A 16,718-nucleotide genomic window follows, 5' to 3' on the forward strand; every position below is an offset into this window, starting at 1 on the left:
AACCAACTATCCAGCACCCGGCCGCGCCTCTAACCCCCGCCCCCCGCCTCGCAGGTGAACACCCCCCCCACCACGTCGTCGCCCTTCACCGCTCCCCCCCCCCCCCCCCCTTCCCCCCCCCCCTCCCAGATGTCCTTGATCTCAAGGTCGGCGGGGGCCGGGCCGTCGGGGAAGTCGATCTCGGGCTTGTCGATGCTCACGAAAGTTCTCCTGTGAAAAATCCTGCGGACAACCGGGCAAGTCTGGCAGATGCCACGGGAGGGCGGACCCGGAGGTCAGACCTTGCCCACGATGTCGACGACGAAGACGAGGGTGTTCTTGTCGAGACCGCTCTGCGCCTGGCCCTCGTAGCCCAGCTTCGGCGGGATCACCAGCTCGACGCGGTCGCCGACGTGCTTGCCGACGAGGCCCTTGTCCCAGCCCTGGACGACCGAGCCGGTGCCGATCTGGAAGGCGATGGCGCCACCGTGGTCCCAGGAGGAGTCGAACTTCTTGCCGTCCTCCCACTTCACTCCGGTGTACTGCGCGATCAGACCGTCACCGGCCTTGATCTCCGCGCCGTCGCCCTTGATCAGCAGCTGCTGCTTGAGGTCGGTCGGCGCCTTCTCGTCCTTGGGGATGGTGATCTCCGCGGCCTTCTGCGACGGGGCCTTCACCTCGGGCATGCCCGAATCCGGCTTGGCCTGCTCGCCCTTGGCCTCGGCCTTCGGATCGACCTTCTGTGTGCCGACGATGTCGATGACCCACACCAGGCCGTCCTCGGGGCTGACCCCGGCCTGCGGGTTGAGCTCCTCGCCCACCAACGCCTTGGCGGTGCCCTCGACCTCGATCCGGCTGCCGGCCTTCTTGCCGACGACCTCGTCCAGCACCTTCGTGGGCAGCTCGCGGCCGGGCTGGCCGGTCTGCGCCACGGCCTGGCGCCGGGGGCCCTTCTCGGCGCCGCCGGTCGGCGACATCCAGCTGCTGACGAGCGGCTTGTCCGCCTTCATCGCCTGACCGACATAGTCGAGCCGGACGAACGCGCCCTTCTCCACCGTGGCGCCCTTGCCCTCGACCAGGGTCTGCGTCGAGACCTTGTCACCGGCCTTGGCGTCCTTCGGCGCGGAGATGTCCGGCTTGTCCCCGAACTTCCCCTCCACCTTCACCTTGGAGTCGGACGAGCCACCGTCGTCGGACCCGCACGCCGCGGCAGTGAACAGCAGGACAGGCACGGCCAACGCCGCGGCGAGGCGACGCGTGTTCTTCGTGAGGTTCATCAGTCCAACTCGGGCTAGGGGGGTCTGAGCAGTGCCCGCCACTCTACGGCCTGAGCCACGTGGATCAACCGCTGCCCGACACGGCAGCGCGCCGGGTGCGGCCCGGCGCGCTGCGGTGACGGACGGCGGACGGAACTACATCCCGGCGATCAGCTTCTCCACCCGGTCGTCCACCGAACGGAACGGGTCCTTGCACAACACCGTGCGCTGTGCCTGGTCATTGAGCTTCAGGTGCACCCAGTCGACGGTGAAGTCACGGCGCTGCTCCTGGGCCCGCCGGATGAAGTCACCGCGCAGCCGGGCCCGAGTGGTCTGCGGGGGCACGGACTTGCCCTCGAAGATCTTCAGGTCGTTGCACACCCGGGCCGCCTGGCCGCGCTTCTCCAGGAGGTAGTAGAGCCCGCGGCGGCGGTGGATGTCGTGGTACGCGAGGTCTATCTGAGCGATCCGCGGGTGCGACATGGTGATGTTGTTCTTCGCGCGGTAGCGCTCGATGAGGCGGTACTTCATCACCCAGTCGATCTCGGTGTCGATCCGGTCGAGGTCCTCGTCGCGGATCGCCTCCAGGGTGCGGCCCCACAGCTCCAGGACCCGCTCGACCGTGCCCGTGCGGATGCCGCGGCGCTCGCAGAAGTCGACGGCCTTCTCGTAATACTCCTGCTGGACCTCCAGGGCCGACGCCTCGCGGCCGCTGGCGAGCCGCACCTTGCGGCGGCCGGTGATGTCGTGGCTGACCTCGCGGATCGCCCGGATCGGATTCTCCAGGGTCAGGTCGCGCATCACCGTCCCGGCCTCGATCATCCGCAGGACGAGGTCGGTGGCGCCCACCTTCAGCAGCATCGTCGTCTCGGACATGTTCGAGTCGCCGACGATCACATGCAGGCGGCGGTAGCGCTCGGCGTCCGCGTGCGGCTCGTCCCGGGTGTTGATGATCGGGCGCGATCTCGTCGTCGCGGAGCTGACGCCCTCCCAGATGTGCTCCGCGCGCTGGCTCACGCAGTAGACCGCGCCCCGCGGGGTCTGGAGCACCTTGCCCGCGCCGCACAGCAGCTGCCGGGTGACGAGGAAGGGAATGAGGATGTCCGCCAGGCGGGAGAACTCACCGTGCCGGGCCACGAGATAGTTTTCATGGCAACCGTAGGAGTTTCCGGCCGAGTCGGTGTTGTTCTTGAACAGATAGACGTCGCCCGCGATCCCCTCCTCGTGCAGGCGCCGTTCGGCATCGACGAGGAGTCCTTCGAGAATGCGCTCGCCCGCTTTGTCGTGGGTGACCAGCTCGATCACACTGTCGCACTCCGGAGTTGCGTATTCGGGGTGCGAACCCACATCCAGATAGAGACGAGCACCGTTGCGCAGGAAGACATTGCTGCTGCGCCCCCAGGAAACGACACGGCGGAAGAGGTAGCGCGCCACTTCGTCAGGTGACAGTCGGCGCTGTCCCCTGAACGTGCACGTGACGCCGTACTCGTTCTCCAGCCCGAAAATGCGGCGGTCCATGCCTGAACATTACGCCTGAACCCCTGTGCTGAAACCGGGTTCGACCGTACCGTTCCGATCATTTTCCGACCGGGCCACGACCGTGGACGGGGCCTTCGGCGCCCGCAGGGCGCGCCGCGCCAGGACGAGCACCAGCAGCGCCGCGAATCCGCCGCACACCGCGACCGCGAACCCCGCCGTGACACCGCCGCCGTTCTCCACCGCCGGGCCCGCGAGGGCCGTGCCGATGGCCGCGCCCACGCCGAAGGACGTCACCAGCCAGGAGAACGCCTCGGTGACCGTGCCGCGCAGCGCGTGCCGGTCGACGACGACGAACGCGCAGGCCAGCGACGGCGCCAGGAAGACGCCCGCCACGCCGGCCAGCACCGTCATCGCGACGACGCCGGGGACCAGCAGCAGCGGCACGTAGCAGACCGCGAGTCCGGCCACGAGCACCCGCAGCCGCTGCTCCGGGGTGCCGGGCCACTGGCGGGCGCCGTAGATCGTGCCGCCGATGAGGGCACCCACGCCGAGGGCGGAGAGGAGATAGCCGGCGACCGTGTCGCCGCCGTGGTCGCCGCCGTAGGCGACCGCCGCCAGGGCGATCGAGCCCAGCGCCGAACCGATGCAGAAGAACGCCCCGAGCAGCACCAGCAGTCCGCGCGAGCGCAGCGCGCCCAACCAGTGCGCGTCGCGGGGCTCACTGCGCCACTGCCGCGAGGGCGGCGAGGTGACGACCGCGAGCGCACCGAGGACGCCGAGCAGGTTGATGACGTAGAGCGCGCCGGCCGGGGACCAGCAGGCGACGAAGCCGGTGATGATCAACGGCCCGACGACATACATCACTTCCTGCGCGATGGCGTCGAGGGAGTACGCGGCGTGGATGCGCCCCTCGTCCTTGAGGACCGACGGCCACAGCGCGCGCAGCCCGCCCTCCAGCGGTGGCGTGAAGAAGCCGGCGACGACCATGGCGAGGTAGGGCAGCGGCAGCGGGTCGAGGCTGCCGACGGCGAAGAGGGTCATGCCGAGCGCGGACAGCACGGCCGCGGGGAACATCACCTTCGGCTGGCCGTAGAGGTCGACGGCCCGGCCGAGCAGCGGCTGGCCGACGGCGTTGGCCACGCCGTAGACGGCGGAGAGGGCGCTGGCGAGCGCGAGGCTGCCGCCCTCGGCGCGCACGAACAGCACGATCGCGAGCGCGGCGGTGGCGTTCGGCAACCGCCCCACGAGGGTGCCGGTCAGCAGACGCGCCGCGTGCCGCGTCCTGAGCATGTCGCCGTAACCGGCCGCCATCGATGACTCCTGCTTCTCTTCCCGAGGGGTCGGGTTTTACGTATAACCGTTGACGTTATACGTACCATGATGAGGCTCCGCCGGTCCACCGGGCCGCCTGCGGCGAGCGAGCGAACGGGGAGGCTGCCAGTGTCGAGCGATTCTCGGCGGACGGACGACGTGCGAGCACAGGGCCCGGCGGCCGGGGGCGACGGCCGGGCGCCGGCCGAGGACGGCACCGGGGACACCCCGCACCCCGGCCCGACGCGGGCCGGCGGTGACGGGGCCGCGCCGGGCGAGCGGCCGGACCCGGTGGGGAGCGAGCCGCGCGGCGGGGACGAGACCGGCCGGCCCGCCGGCCGGTGGCCCAGCATCCGGGGGCCCCGCACCGGGGCCCGGGCCACGAGCCGGGATGTGGCGCGGGTCGCGGGGGTGTCGCAGGCGACCGTCTCGCTCGTCATGGGTGAGAAGTGGCGCGGGCGGGTCTCCGAGCGGACCGCCGAGGCCGTGCGGTCCGCGGCCCGCAGCCTCGGCTACCGCCCCAACCTCGCCGCCCGCGACCTCCGGCTCGGCCGGGCCAGGACCGCCCTGCTGGTCGTCCCGGCGCTCACCAACGAGTTCTTCGCCCGCGTCTACACCGGCGCCGCCCGCGTCGCCGCCGAGCACGGCGTCGGCGTGCTCCTCTACCCCTCGCCGGAGGGCGTCGGCCCCGCCCGCGACCCCTTCGCCTCGGCGCGCGCGACGCTCGACGGCATCATCGCCTCCTCCATGGCGGCGGACGCCCTGGCCGCCATCCGCGAGGGCGGGCTGCCGCTGGTGATGCTCGACAGCGACCCGCGGCGCGCCGAGACGGCGGCGACCGTCAACTTCGACGTCGCGGACGGCATGCGGCAGGTGGCCGGGCACCTGCTCGCGCTCGGCCACCGGCGCTTCACGCACCTGGCGGCCGACGTCGACTCATGGACCTTCCACGTACGGGCCGGGGCGCTCGCCGACGCGCTGCGCGGGGTGCCCGGCGCCGAGCTGCACACCGAGCCCGCCGCGCTCGCCGTCGCCGACGGCCTGCGGGCCGCGGAGCGCGCCCTCACCCGCCCCGGCGCCCGCCCGACCGCGCTGATCTGCGACGACGACATCCTGGCGGCGGGCGCGTGCAAGGCGGCCCGGCGGCTCGGGCTGCGGGTGCCCGACGACGTCTCGGTGACCGGCTTCGATGACCTCTCCCTGGCGACGGCCGTCGAACCCGAGCTGACCACCGTCCGGCTGCCCGCGGAGGCCGTCGGCGAGGCGGGCATGCGCACGCTGATGGCGGTGCTCGACGGCCGCGCCGCCACGGCTCCCGCGCTGCCGGTCGAGCTGGTGGTGCGGGGCAGCACGGCAGAGGCCGGGCGGGCCGGAAGATCCGGCCCGCCCGGCCTCTGAGGGGGTGGGGCGTCAGCTCTCGGCGGAGCCGGTCTCCGGCTCGTCCGCCGCGTCCTCCTCGGCGTCGGCCGGAACGGCCTCGCCGTCCAGCAGACGGGAGAGCTGGCGGCCCAGCACCCGCTTGAACTTGCGCTGCTGCGGCCGCGTCCGGTCCAGGACGGCGACCTCCAGCTGCTCGGCGGTGAGCGTGCGCTCCCCGCCGTTGTTGTCCCGGGTCAGGGATTCGACCGCGAGCTTGAGCGCCTCGGCCAGGGTCATCCCGTCCCGGTGGCGCTGGTCGAGATAGCTGCTGATCTGGTCGGCGTTGCCGCCGACCGCGACCGAGCCGTGCTCGTCGACGATGGAACCGTCGTGCGGCAGGCGGTAGATCTGGTCGTCCTCGGGGCCCGCCCCGACCTCGGCGACGATCAGCTCGACCTCGTACGGCTTCTCCCCGGCGCTGGAGAAGATGTTGCCCAGCGTCTGGGCGTAGACATTGGCAAGGCCGCGGGCGGTGACATCGTCGCGGTCGTAGGTATAGCCCCGCAGATCGGCGTAGCGGACGCCGCCGATGCGGAGGTTCTCGAACTCGTTGTACTTCCCCACCGCCGCGAAGGCGATCCGGTCGTAGATCTCGCTGACCTTGTGCAGCGCGCGGGACGGGTTCTCGGCCACGAAGACGACGCCGTCGGCGTACTGGAGCACGACGACGCTGCGGCCGCGCGCGATGCCCTTGCGGGCGTACTCGGCGCGGTCGGCCATGGCCTGCTGGGGTGAGACATAGAACGGCGTCGACACCGGCTATCCGTCCCTTTCTGTCATAGACGAGTACATTCCGTGGAACCTCAGAGCAGTGCGGCGCGCGGCCCGTCCGGCTCCTCGAGCCGCCGGTCGTGGATCGCGCGGACGATCTCGGAGCACTGCGCCTCGGTCAGCTTCCGGAAGCCCTCGTCGGTGATGACGGTGACGATCGGATAGATGCGGCGCGCGAGGTCGGGCCCGCCCGTCGCGGAGTCGTCGTCGGCGGCGTCGTAGAGCGCCTGGACGACGAGCGTGGCGGTCTGACTCTCCGTCAGGTCCTCGCGGAAGAGCTTCTTCAACGAGCCGCGCGCGAACACCGATCCGGAGCCGGTGGCCGCGAAGCCGTGCTCCTCGGAGCGGCCGCCGGTCACGTCGTAGGAGAAGATCCGGCCCTTCTGGCGGTCGACGTCCCAGCCGGCGAAGAGCGGCACCACGGCGAGGCCCTGCATGGCCATGCCGAGGTTGCTGCGGATCATCGTGGACAGCCGGTTGGCCTTGCCCTCCAGCGAGAGCTGGACGCCCTCGACCTTCTCGAAGTGCTCCAGTTCGAGCTGGAAGAGCTTGACCATCTCCACGGCCAGGCCCGCCGTGCCCGCGATCCCGACGGCCGAGTACTCGTCGGCCGGGAAGACCTTCTCGATGTCGCGCTGCGCGATGACATTGCCCATCGTCGCCCTGCGGTCACCGGCCAGCACCACGCCGCCGGGGAACGACGCCGCGACGATGGTCGTCCCGTGCGGGGCCTCCACGGCGCCCTTCACCGGGGGCATCGGGCGATTGCCCGGCAGCAGTTCCGGCGAGTGCGCGCCGAGGAAGTCCATGAACGAGGAGGACCCGGGCGTCAGGAAGGCCGCCGGCAGACGCCCGGTGCTACGAGTGTTGGCTTCCACACGTTTCCTTCCACATATGCGGCGGCCCGCCCCCATGACGTCCGCCCGATCGTGATGCCCCAACGCCGCTTGCAGCTGAAGCACAGTACGCCAGGGACCTTACCCGTCCCTTGATCGCGATCCACCCGCCCGGACGGAGCAGCGGGACAGATCACGTCGGCGACCTCTCCGCGACCCCGCCGGGGCGGACAACTCGGCCTGACCCAGGCCGTACTCGCGACAGGAGCGGCGGACTACTCGCCGCCCTTCTGCACGAAGCTCCGGACGAAGTCCTCCGCGTTCTCCTCGAGGACGTCGTCGATCTCGTCGAGCACGGAGTCGACATCGTCGGAGAGCTTCTCCTGCCGCTCCTTGAGATCCTCCGAGACCTGCGCGTCCTGCGCCTGCTCCTCCACGTCCTCCGTGGATCGCGTGGCCTTCTGCTGCCCGCCGCCGGTGTCCTTGGTCGCCATATCCCTCACCCCGCTCGGTTCGACGTACAAGATCGGACGTTCTCGTTCAGACCCTACAAGCAGGGTCCGACATCGGCCCTGTACTTGCTACAACGTCCCGGAACCACCGTGATGATTCCCGGTTCCCCCGCTTCTCAGACCCCTCAGCCGCCCGAAAGCACCCGCACCAGCTCCTCCGCGGTGCGGCAGCGGTCCAGGAGCTCCTTGACGTGGTTGCGCGTGCCGCGCAGCGGCTCCAGGGTGGGCACCCGCTGCAGGGAGTCCCGGCCCGGCAGATCGAAGATCACCGAGTCCCAGGACGCGGCCGCCACGTCGTCGGCGTACTGTTCGAGACAGCGGCCGCGGAAGTACGCCCGGGTGTCCTCCGGCGGTGCCGTGCGGGCGCGCTCGACCTCGGTCTCGTCCAGCAGGCGCTTCATCCTGCCGCGGGCCGCGAGGCGGTTGTAGAGGCCCTTGCCGGCCCGCACGTCGGCGTACTGCAGGTCCACCAGGTGCAGCCGGGCCGCGTCCCAGTCCAGGCCGTCCCGGCGCCGGTAGCCCTCCAGGATCTCGCGCTTGGCCACCCAGTCCAGCTCCCCGGCGAGGCTCATGGGGTCGTGCTCCAGCCGCCCCAGCACATCCTCCCAGCGGCCGAGCACGTCCTTGGTCTGCTCGTCGGCGTCCGCCCCGAAGCGGTCCTCCACGTATTTGCGGGCCAGCTCGAAATACTCCATCTGGAGCTGGACGGCCGTGAGCGTGCGTCCGCTACGGAGCGTGACGAGGCGCTTGAGGGTCGGGTCGTGGCTGACCTGGTGGAGGGTGCGGACGGGCTGCTCGACGGCGAGGTCGGCGGTGATGAAGCGGTCCTCGATCATCGACAGCACCAGGGCGGTGGTGCCGAGCTTGAGGTAGGTGGAGATCTCCGAGAGGTTGGCGTCGCCGATGATCACGTGCAGCCGGCGGTATTTCTCGGCGTCGGCGTGCGGCTCGTCGCGGGTGTTGATGATGGGCCGCTTGAGTGTGGTCTCCAGGCCGACCTCGACCTCGAAGTAGTCCGCGCGCTGGCTGAGCTGGAAGCCGTGCTCCCGGCCGTCCTGCCCGATGCCCACCCGGCCCGCCCCGGTGACCACCTGCCGGGAGACGAAGAAGGGCGTCAGGTGGCGCACGATGTCCGAGAAGGGGGTCTCCCGCTTCATCAGGTAGTTCTCGTGGGTGCCGTAGGAGGCGCCCTTGTTGTCGGTGTTGTTCTTGTAGAGGTGGATCGGCTGGGCTCCGGGCAGCTGGGCGGCGCGCTCGGCGGCCTCGGCCATGATCCGCTCCCCCGCCTTGTCCCAGAGGACGGCGTCCCGCGGATTGGTGATCTCCGGGGAGCTGTACTCGGGGTGCGCGTGGTCGACGTACAGCCGGGCCCCGTTGGTGAGGATGACATTGGCCAGGCCGATGTCCTCGTCCGTGAGCTGGCTGGAGTCGGCGGCCTCGCGGGCGAGGTCGAAGCCGCGGGCGTCCCGCAGCGGATTCTCCTCCTCGAAGTCCCAGCGGGCTCGTCGCGCCCGGTGCATCGCCGCCGCGTACGCGTTGACGATCTGGGACGAGGTGAGCATGGCATTGGCGTTCGGGTGACCGGGGACGGAGATCCCGTACTCCGTCTCAATGCCCATTACTCGCCGTACGGTCATGCGGCCCTCCTTGCCCGGCGGCGCCCCGGAATGGGGTCGGCGCTCAAGTACCGCTGCGCTTCCGGTCCGTGTGCTCCCCCACGCGCTGAGCGGTGGTACCGAAGAGCCTAGAACGGCTTTGCGGCGGTGGGGAGATCATTACAGTCATTGCTCCGGTTCGTGCCGTACCCGGTCGATCGGCGCCGTCGTGGCGAAATCCTGCTGCACACCTGGCGGAAAATCTCGCGGGGACCCGGGGGCCCGCCGAAAAGGCGGCGGAAAACGCGTCCGGCCACGGACGCCCTGGGTGTCCCCCCGCCAAAAGCGGGGGGTAGGACATCCGCAGCCGGACGACGGTTTTACAGATACTGACCGGTGTTGGCCACCGTGTCGATGGAGCGACCGGTGTCGGCCCCCTGCTTTCCGGTGACGAGGGTGCGGATGAAGACGATCCGCTCGCCCTTCTTTCCGGAGATGCGGGCCCAGTCGTCCGGGTTGGTGGTGTTGGGCAGGTCCTCGTTCTCCTTGAACTCGTCCACGCAGGCGGCGAGCAGGTGGGAGACGCGCAGGCCCTTCTGGTTGTGGTCCAGGAATGCCTTGATCGCCATTTTCTTGGCCCGGTCCACAATGTTCTGGATCATCGCGCCGGAGTTGAAGTCCTTGAAGTAGAGGACTTCCTTGTCACCATTGGCGTAGGTGACCTCCAGGAAGCGGTTCTCCTCGGATTCCGCGTACATCTGCTCGACCACCGACTGGATCATCCCGGCCACGGCCGCCTTGGCGTCGCCGCCGTGCTCGGCGAGGTCGTCCGTGTGGATGGGCAGGGTGGCTGTGAGGTACTTCGAGAAGATGTCCTTGGCAGCCTCCGCGTCCGGACGCTCGATCTTGATCTTCACATCGAGCCGGCCGGGGCGCAGGATCGCGGGGTCGATCATGTCCTCGCGGTTGGAGGCGCCGATGACGATGACGTTCTCCAGGCCCTCCACGCCGTCGATCTCGGAGAGCAGCTGCGGGACGATGGTGTTCTCCACGTCCGAGCTGACGCCGGAGCCGCGGGTGCGGAAGAGGGAGTCCATCTCGTCGAAGAAGACGATGACGGGCGTGCCCTCGCTCGCCTTCTCCCTGGCCCGCTGGAAAATCAGCCGGATGTGCCGCTCGGTCTCACCGACGTACTTGTTGAGCAGCTCGGGGCCCTTGATGTTCAGGAAGAAGCTCTTCCCCGCGGGCTGACCGGTGACCTCCGCGACCTTCTTGGCAAGGGAGTTGGCGACGGCCTTGGCGATGAGCGTCTTGCCGCAGCCGGGCGGGCCGTACAGCAGCACGCCCTTGGGCGGCCGCAGTTCGTGCTCCTTGAAGAGGTCGGGGTAGAGGTAGGGGAGCTCGACCGCGTCGCGGATCAGCTCGATCTGGTTGCCCAGTCCGCCGATCTTCGTGTAGTCGATGTCCGGGACCTCTTCGAGGACGAGCTCCTCGACCTCGCTCTTCGGGATGACCTCGTAGACGTAGCCGGATCGGGATTCGAGCAGCAGGGCGTCGCCGGGGCGGATGGTGGTGTCCAGCAGCGGCTCGGCGAGCCTCACCACCCGCTCCTCGTCGGTGTGCCCGATGACCAGTGCGCGCTCGCCGTCCTCAAGGATCTCCTTGAGGGTGACGATGTCACCGGCCCGCTCGAACTCCATGGCTTCGACCACGTTGAGCGCTTCGTTGAGCATGACCTCCTGGCCTCGCCGGAGGTCGTCGAGCTCGAGGGTGGGGCTGACATTGACCCGGAGCTTGCGGCCTCCGGTGAAGATGTCAGCCGTGCCGTCCTCGTTCGCCTGCAGGAAGACCCCGAAGCCGGCCGGCGGCTGCGCGAGCCGGTCGACTTCCTCCTTGAGCGCGACGATCTGGTCGCGGGCCTCGCGGAGGGTATTGGCGAGCCGCTCGTTCTGAGCGGACACCCCGGCCAGGTTCGTCTGGAGCTCGACGATCCGCTCTTCGAGAATCCTCGTGTGACGCGGAGAGTCGGCGAGCTTGCGCCGCAGGACGGCGATCTCCTGCTCGAAATAGGCAACCTGGCTCGCGAGGTCGTCAGACCCTCGTCCCGGCCGGATGCCGCGGTTCATGTCGTCGTCGTGGGCTGCCACGGTCCTCACCTCCTCCAAGGGGAGCTGGACGCTTCCTGACCCTACCTGGGCGGGTGCAGGTTGAAACCCCTAGATCACAAACCCGGTCGGAGTGTGTCCGATCTTCACCCTTGCGCACGTCCCCACAGCAGGGGAATACCCACCCATCAACATCGGAAAGCGGGCGGTTGTATCGTCGAGTCGGTCAACACCCGTCAGGGCTGGCTCCAATTGATTCACGTACGCAGGAAACGGCAGGGCGAGATGACCGTGCAGAACGAAGACCACGCCGGGGCTCCCGGAAGCGCCGGGGCAGTCGGAGCCACCACGGCGGAGGCCGCCGACGCGGAGCCGCTGGAGGTCTGGATCGACCAGGATCTCTGCACGGGCGACGGCATCTGCGCGCAGTACGCCCCGGACGTCTTCGAGCTGGACATCGACGGCCTGGCGTATGTGAAGAGCGCCGACGACGAGCTGTTGCAGGCCCCGGGCGCCACGACGCCGGTGCCGCTGCCGCTGCTGACCGACGTGCGGGACTCGGCGAAGGACTGCCCGGGCGACTGCATCCACGTCCGCCGCGTCTCCGACAAGGTCGAGGTCTACGGCCCCGACGCGGAGTGACGGATCACACACTCCCCGCGACCGGCAGGGCGGTGAGCGCGAACTTGCCGTCGCGCCACCGCCATTCGACATTCCGGCTCCTGTCGGGACAGCAACGCGGCACTCTCGCGGAGGAGTAGCCGAGCAGAGTGGCCGAAACAGTCTCCCCTGTCACGCGGAAGCCCGTGACGCTCATCTTCTCCGCGGGATCGACCAGGGTGGCCAGGACGCGCGGCGGCCGCCCCTGGGCGGACGGCGGCGCGAGGACGTAGACCCCGCTGGCCGGGGTGCCGCCGCCGGAGGCGCAGCGCACCACGGCGGTGGTCTCGGGCCGTCCGTCACCGTCGAGGTCGGCGGCGGCCTGGCGCACGACATCGACCGGCCCGCCACCGCAGTCGAGCGGGAAACGCGCGGCGCGGGCGTCCGGGGCGGGGCCCGAGGGGGCCGTGGCGTCGGGCGGCGAGGCGGCGGCGGTCTCGTCGCGCGGTCCGACGAGCAGGGCGCAGACGGTCACGGCGGCCAGCGCGGCCGCGGTGATCACCCAGTGCACGGGGCGCGCCCGGTGGTGCGGGAGGGGGTCGGAGGCCGTGGACGGGGTGTGCCCTGCCGGTGGCTGCACGCGCGCTGACTCCTGTGAGCTGGGCTGCGGGGGATGATCCGCATCGTGCCATATCGCCCGGCGCCGGGGAACAGGGGGTGCGGGCCCACGGCGCACTCGCCAGGGCCTCAACGCACGGACGCCGCCGCCGAGTTCCGCGTGACGCGGTTCCCGGCGGCGGCGCCGCGGTGTTCGAAGGTGAGGTCAGCTCTCGGCGGAGCCGCTCTGGCTGCCAGGGCCTGCGTAGTCCTCGCCGTAGGCGCCCTTCGCCGGACGGCGACGGCGCAGCGGCGGCTCGACGCCGTCCGCGAGGCGGCGGGCGGTGAGCAGAAAGCCGGTGTGCCCGATCATGCGGTGGTCGGGGCGCACGGCCAGACCCTCCACGTGCCAGGTGCGGACCATGGTCTCCCAGGCGGACGGCTCGGCGAAGCAGCCGATCTCGCGGATGGACTCGACGGTCCGCGCGAGCTGGGTGGTGGTGGCCACGTAGCAGCACAGGATGCCGCCGGGGACGAGCGCCTTGCGCACGGCCTCCAGGCACTCCCAGGGGGCGAGCATGTCGAGGATGACGCGGTCGACGTCCGTGTCGGACAGGTTGTCCTGGAGGTCGCCGACGGTCAGCTGCCACGCGGGGTGCGGGCCGCCGAAGTAGCGCTCGACGTTCTGCGTGGCGATCTCGGCGAAGTCGGCGCGGCGCTCGTAGGAGTGCAGCATGCCCTGGTCGCCGATGGCGCGCAGCAGGAAGCTGCTCAGGGAGCCGGAGCCGACGCCGGCTTCCACGACGCGGGCGCCGGGGAAGATGTCGGCCATGGCCAGGATCTGCCCCGCGTCCTTGGGGTAGACCACGGCGGCTCCGCGCGGCATGGACAGGACATAGTCGGGGAGCAGGGGGCGCAGCGCGAGGTAGGCGACGTTTCCCGTGGTACGGACAACACTGCCCTCGGGAGCACCGATCAGCTCGTCGTGCGGGAAGGCACCCTTGTGGGTGTGGAACTGCTTCCCGGCTTCGAGCGTGAAGGTGTAGTGGCGTCCCTTGGGGTCGGTGAGCTGGACCTGGTCCCCGACCTGGAAGGGGCCGCGACGGCGGGCGGCACCGGTCGGTTCGGACATGTGACCAGCCTACCCGTGATCGGGCGGCGGTACGGACACGGCGGCCCGTAGGCGAGGTCAGGAGGGCGTGCGGGACATCGCGGCGACGAAGGCGCGTTCGACGTCGGAGGTCGCGAGGACGCCGTAGACCTCGCCGGTCTCCTCGACCACGAGGTATTCGGTGGCGGGGGTGGCGCGCAGGATGTCGAGGAGGTCCTCGCCGGCGAGCTCGGCGGAGACGCGCATGCCGTCCTTGAGGTCCTGGGCGAGGGCGCTGACGGCGACCCAGGGGCGGCGGTGCTCGGGGACGGAGACGATGGCCGTCTCGCGGACCAGCGCGGTGGGGATGCCCTGGCCGTCGACGACGACGAGGGCGCGGGCGCCCGCCTCGCCCGCGCGGCGCAGGGCCTCGGAGAGCGGGGTGGCCGCCTCGACGGGGACGGCGCGGCGGGTGAGGGTGCGGGCCCGCAGGCCGGGGAGGCGCTCGCGCAGGCGGGCCATGCGCAGGCTGTTGCCCGCGCCGGTCCAGATGATGGCGGCGAGGATCGCGGCGAGCAGGGCGTCGGTGAGGGAGTCGACGCCGCCGAAGCTGGGCGCCCCGTCGCCGAGGCCGGCCTGGGTGAGCAGCGGGAGGCCGACGAGGACGGCGACGGCGAGCGCGCGGCCGATCCAGGCGGCGGCGACGGTGCCGGTCATGGGCTTGCCGCTGATCTTCCAGACGACGGCGCGGAGCATGCGCCCGCCGTCGAGGGGCAGGCCGGGCAGCAGATTGAAGGCCGCCACCAGGAGGTTGGAGACCATCAGGCCGGCCAGCAGCACGCCGGGCACGGTGCCCGGCTCGACCGCCAGCATGCCGAGGTAGAACAGCCCGGCCAGGATCAGGGACAGCAGCGGCCCGACGAAGGCGAGGACGAACTCGCGGCCCGGGGTCTCGCTCTCCTTCTCGATCTCGGAGACGCCGCCGAAGAACTGGAGCTGGATCCGGCGCACGGGGAGCTTGAAGCGCAGCGCCGCGACCGTGTGCGCCAGCTCGTGCACCAGCACCGAGGCGTAGAAGGCGACGGCGAAGAAGAGCGAGACGAGATAGCGCAGGCGCCCGAGCTCGGGCAGCACGCGGTCGAGCTGTCCGCCGAAGACCCAGGTGATGAGGGCCGCGACGAGGAACCAGCTGGGGGCGACGTAGACGGGCACACCGAACGGGCGCCCCATGAGGATGCCGCCACCGCTCTCGCGAGGGCGCTTGGCAGCGCGGTCCCCGGGCTCGCTCTCGGTCCCGGCGCCCCCGCTGCCGGGCCGGTCCTGCCCGCTGTTGTCCACGGTGTCCCCTCGTCGGATGCGGCCCCCGCACCCGCGGTGCGTTCTCACGATCATGCAGTGCGAGAGCTCCTGAGTCGATGGTATGCGGCCGACTGTCAGTCACGGGCCGTAGGGTTCCTGTCATGGGTATCGCCACCGAGGAAACCGCCGGCAGCGGCGACGGGCAGGCCGGGCGGGCGCCGGAGAGCGCCGCTGAGCGGCCGTCCGGCGCCGTGCGGCCGGCCGCGCTGTCACCGTCGCGCGCCGGCGACTTCATGCAGTGTCCGCTGCTCTACCGCTTCCGCGTGATCGACAAACTGCCCGAGAAGCCGAGCGCCGCGGCGACCCGTGGCACGGTGGTGCACTCCGTGCTGGAGCGGCTCTTCGACGCGCCCGCCGCCGAGCGCACCGCGCCGCGGGCGAAGGGCCTGGTGCCGGGCGAGTGGGAGAAGCTGCTCGCGGCCCGCCCGGAGCTCGCGGAGCTGTTCCTGCGGGAGGACGGCTCGCACGACGGCGACCGCCTGGCGAAGTGGCTGGCGGACGCGGAGCGGCTGGTGGAGCGCTGGTTCACGCTGGAGGACCCCACACGGCTGGAGCCCGCGGACCGCGAGCTCTATGTGGAGACGGTGATCGAGGACGCGGGTCCCGCCGGCGCGGGGCTGACGCTGCGGGGCTTCATCGACCGGGTCGACGTGGCGCCCACCGGCGACGTCCGGATCGTGGACTACAAGACGGGCAAGGCCCCGGCCCCGCAGTACCGCGACGGCGCGCTGTTCCAGATGACGTTCTACGCCCTGGTGCTGTGGCGGCTGCGCGGCCGGGTGCCGCGCCGGCTCCAGCTGGTCTATCTGGGCAGTGGTGACGTCCTGACGTACGACCCGGCCGAGGCCGAGCTGCTGGCCGTGGAGCGCAAGCTGCGCGCCCTGTGGGAGGCCATCCAGCTGGCGACGGACACCGGCGACTGGCGGCCCAGGCCCACCAAGCTGTGCGGCTGGTGCGATCACCAGGCCGTCTGTCCGGAGTTCGGCGGCACTCCCCCGCCGTATCCGCTGCCGGTCGTGGCGCAGCGCGCCGGGCGGGTGGCCCCCGCCGCGGCCGCTCAGGGCAGAATGGACGCGGTCTAACGAAGGAGTTCACGTGGCGATCCGCGTCCTGCTGGTCGACGACCAGCCGCTGCTGCGCACCGGCTTCCGGATGATCCTCGAGGCGGAGGCGGACCTCGCGGTCGTCGGCGAGGCCGGGGACGGTCTTCAGGCGCTCGACCAAGTGCGGGCGCTGCAGCCCGACGTGGTGCTGATGGACATCCGGATGCCGCGGATGGACGGGGTCGAGGCGACCCGGCAGATCACCGGCCCGGAGCGGAACGGCCCGGCCAAGGTGCTGGTGCTGACGACCTTCGATCTGGACGAGTACGTGGTGGAGGCCCTGCGGGCGGGGGCCAGCGGGTTCCTGCTGAAGGACGCGCCCGCCAATGAGCTGGTGCAGGCGATCCGGGTGGTGGCGGGCGGCGAGGCGATGCTCGCGCCGAGCATCACCCGGCGGCTGCTCGACAAGTACGCCGGCCACCTCCCCTCCGGCGAGGAGCCGCTGCCCGACACCCTGCACACGCTGACCGACCGCGAGGTCGAGGTGCTGAAGCTGGTGGCGCGCGGGCTGTCGAACGCGGAGATCGCGGCGGATCTGTTCGTCAGCGAGACGACGGTCAAGACGCATGTGGGCCACGTGCTCACGAAGCTGGGGCTCCGGGACCGGGTGCAGGCCGCGGTCTACGCGTACGAGAGCGGATTGGTGCGCCCCGGCGCGCAGTGACGCCGCGGAACCCGCTCGCGGGCCGGCCGCGGGCCGGTGGGG

General features: G+C 70.9%; 15 protein-coding genes and 1 pseudogene. 4 read left to right on the forward strand and 12 right to left on the reverse strand.

The annotated features are described in order from the left end of the window. Window positions 1–86: 86 nt before the first annotated feature. The 4 genes and pseudogenes from ACZ4A5_RS26780 to ACZ4A5_RS26795 form a co-directional block, all read right to left on the reverse strand. Window positions 87–200, reverse strand: a pseudogene (locus ACZ4A5_RS26780) (FKBP-type peptidyl-prolyl cis-trans isomerase); the annotation flags it as partial. Window positions 201–275: 75 nt separating this feature from the next. Continuing rightward, window positions 276–1,256, reverse strand: coding sequence for an FKBP-type peptidyl-prolyl cis-trans isomerase (locus ACZ4A5_RS26785; protein WP_467589442.1), 981 nt, complete (start codon window positions 1,254–1,256; stop codon window positions 276–278). A 135-nt stretch (window positions 1,257–1,391) separates the two neighbouring features. Then, a complete protein-coding gene (gene pafA / locus ACZ4A5_RS26790) occupies window positions 1,392–2,753 on the reverse strand; it encodes a Pup--protein ligase (RefSeq protein ID WP_116210878.1) in 1,362 nt (453 codons plus the stop codon). 9 nt (window positions 2,754–2,762) lie between these two features. Beyond that, window positions 2,763–4,025, reverse strand: coding sequence for an MFS transporter (locus ACZ4A5_RS26795; RefSeq protein WP_467589447.1), 1,263 nt, complete (start codon window positions 4,023–4,025; stop codon window positions 2,763–2,765). Window positions 4,026–4,418: 393 nt separating this feature from the next. Here ACZ4A5_RS26795 and ACZ4A5_RS26800 point away from each other — a divergent pair, with 393 nt between their 5' ends. Continuing rightward, window positions 4,419–5,423 carry a LacI family DNA-binding transcriptional regulator gene (locus ACZ4A5_RS26800; protein ID WP_467589516.1) on the forward strand — a complete coding sequence of 335 codons (1,005 nt, stop codon included), beginning with the start codon at window positions 4,419–4,421 and terminating at the stop codon, window positions 5,421–5,423. Between the two features lie 12 nt (window positions 5,424–5,435). Here the strand turns inward: ACZ4A5_RS26800 and prcA are convergent, their stop codons facing one another. From prcA to arc, 5 genes are all read right to left on the reverse strand, one after another. Then, entirely contained in the window at window positions 5,436–6,200 is a 765-nt protein-coding gene (prcA, locus tag ACZ4A5_RS26805) for a proteasome subunit alpha (protein WP_467589450.1), read from the reverse strand. A 47-nt stretch (window positions 6,201–6,247) separates the two neighbouring features. Continuing rightward, window positions 6,248–7,093, reverse strand: coding sequence for a proteasome subunit beta (gene prcB / locus ACZ4A5_RS26810; RefSeq protein WP_467589453.1), 846 nt, complete (start codon window positions 7,091–7,093; stop codon window positions 6,248–6,250). A 233-nt stretch (window positions 7,094–7,326) separates the two neighbouring features. Beyond that, window positions 7,327–7,545: a ubiquitin-like protein Pup gene (locus ACZ4A5_RS26815; protein WP_058045164.1), complete on the reverse strand. Its 219-nt coding sequence runs from the start codon at window positions 7,543–7,545 to the stop codon at window positions 7,327–7,329. Window positions 7,546–7,688: 143 nt separating this feature from the next. After that, window positions 7,689–9,200 carry a depupylase/deamidase Dop gene (dop, locus tag ACZ4A5_RS26820; protein WP_398872609.1) on the reverse strand — a complete coding sequence of 504 codons (1,512 nt, stop codon included), beginning with the start codon at window positions 9,198–9,200 and terminating at the stop codon, window positions 7,689–7,691. 338 nt (window positions 9,201–9,538) lie between these two features. Next, entirely contained in the window at window positions 9,539–11,305 is a 1,767-nt protein-coding gene (arc, locus tag ACZ4A5_RS26825; protein ID WP_398872606.1) for a proteasome ATPase, read from the reverse strand. Between the two features lie 243 nt (window positions 11,306–11,548). Here arc and ACZ4A5_RS26830 point away from each other — a divergent pair, with 243 nt between their 5' ends. Next, window positions 11,549–11,905, forward strand: a complete 357-nt coding sequence (locus ACZ4A5_RS26830) for a ferredoxin (protein WP_467589457.1) — start codon at window positions 11,549–11,551, stop codon at window positions 11,903–11,905. A gap of 4 nt (window positions 11,906–11,909) precedes the next feature. Here the strand turns inward: ACZ4A5_RS26830 and ACZ4A5_RS26835 are convergent, their stop codons facing one another. From ACZ4A5_RS26835 to ACZ4A5_RS26845, 3 genes are all read right to left on the reverse strand, one after another. Next, a complete protein-coding gene (locus ACZ4A5_RS26835) occupies window positions 11,910–12,503 on the reverse strand; it encodes a hypothetical protein (protein ID WP_467589460.1) in 594 nt (197 codons plus the stop codon). Between the two features lie 183 nt (window positions 12,504–12,686). Further along, the gene (locus ACZ4A5_RS26840) at window positions 12,687–13,592 is read right to left on the reverse strand and encodes a tRNA (adenine-N1)-methyltransferase (RefSeq protein WP_366003105.1); all 906 of its coding nucleotides are present in this window, start codon (window positions 13,590–13,592) and stop codon (window positions 12,687–12,689) included. Window positions 13,593–13,649: 57 nt separating this feature from the next. Continuing rightward, window positions 13,650–14,888 carry a site-2 protease family protein gene (locus tag ACZ4A5_RS26845; protein WP_467589463.1) on the reverse strand — a complete coding sequence of 413 codons (1,239 nt, stop codon included), beginning with the start codon at window positions 14,886–14,888 and terminating at the stop codon, window positions 13,650–13,652. Window positions 14,889–15,010: 122 nt separating this feature from the next. Between ACZ4A5_RS26845 and ACZ4A5_RS26850 the strand changes: the two genes are divergently transcribed. Both ACZ4A5_RS26850 and ACZ4A5_RS26855 read left to right on the forward strand, forming a co-directional pair. Continuing rightward, window positions 15,011–15,991 (forward strand): RecB family exonuclease, encoded by a 981-nt coding sequence (locus ACZ4A5_RS26850; protein WP_467589466.1) that lies wholly within the window; start codon window positions 15,011–15,013, stop codon window positions 15,989–15,991. A 13-nt stretch (window positions 15,992–16,004) separates the two neighbouring features. After that, window positions 16,005–16,676: a response regulator gene (locus ACZ4A5_RS26855; RefSeq protein ID WP_301888638.1), complete on the forward strand. Its 672-nt coding sequence runs from the start codon at window positions 16,005–16,007 to the stop codon at window positions 16,674–16,676. The last annotated feature ends 42 nt before the right edge of the window (window positions 16,677–16,718 follow it).

This window comes from Streptomyces sp. NPDC025618 (assembly GCF_055558795.1).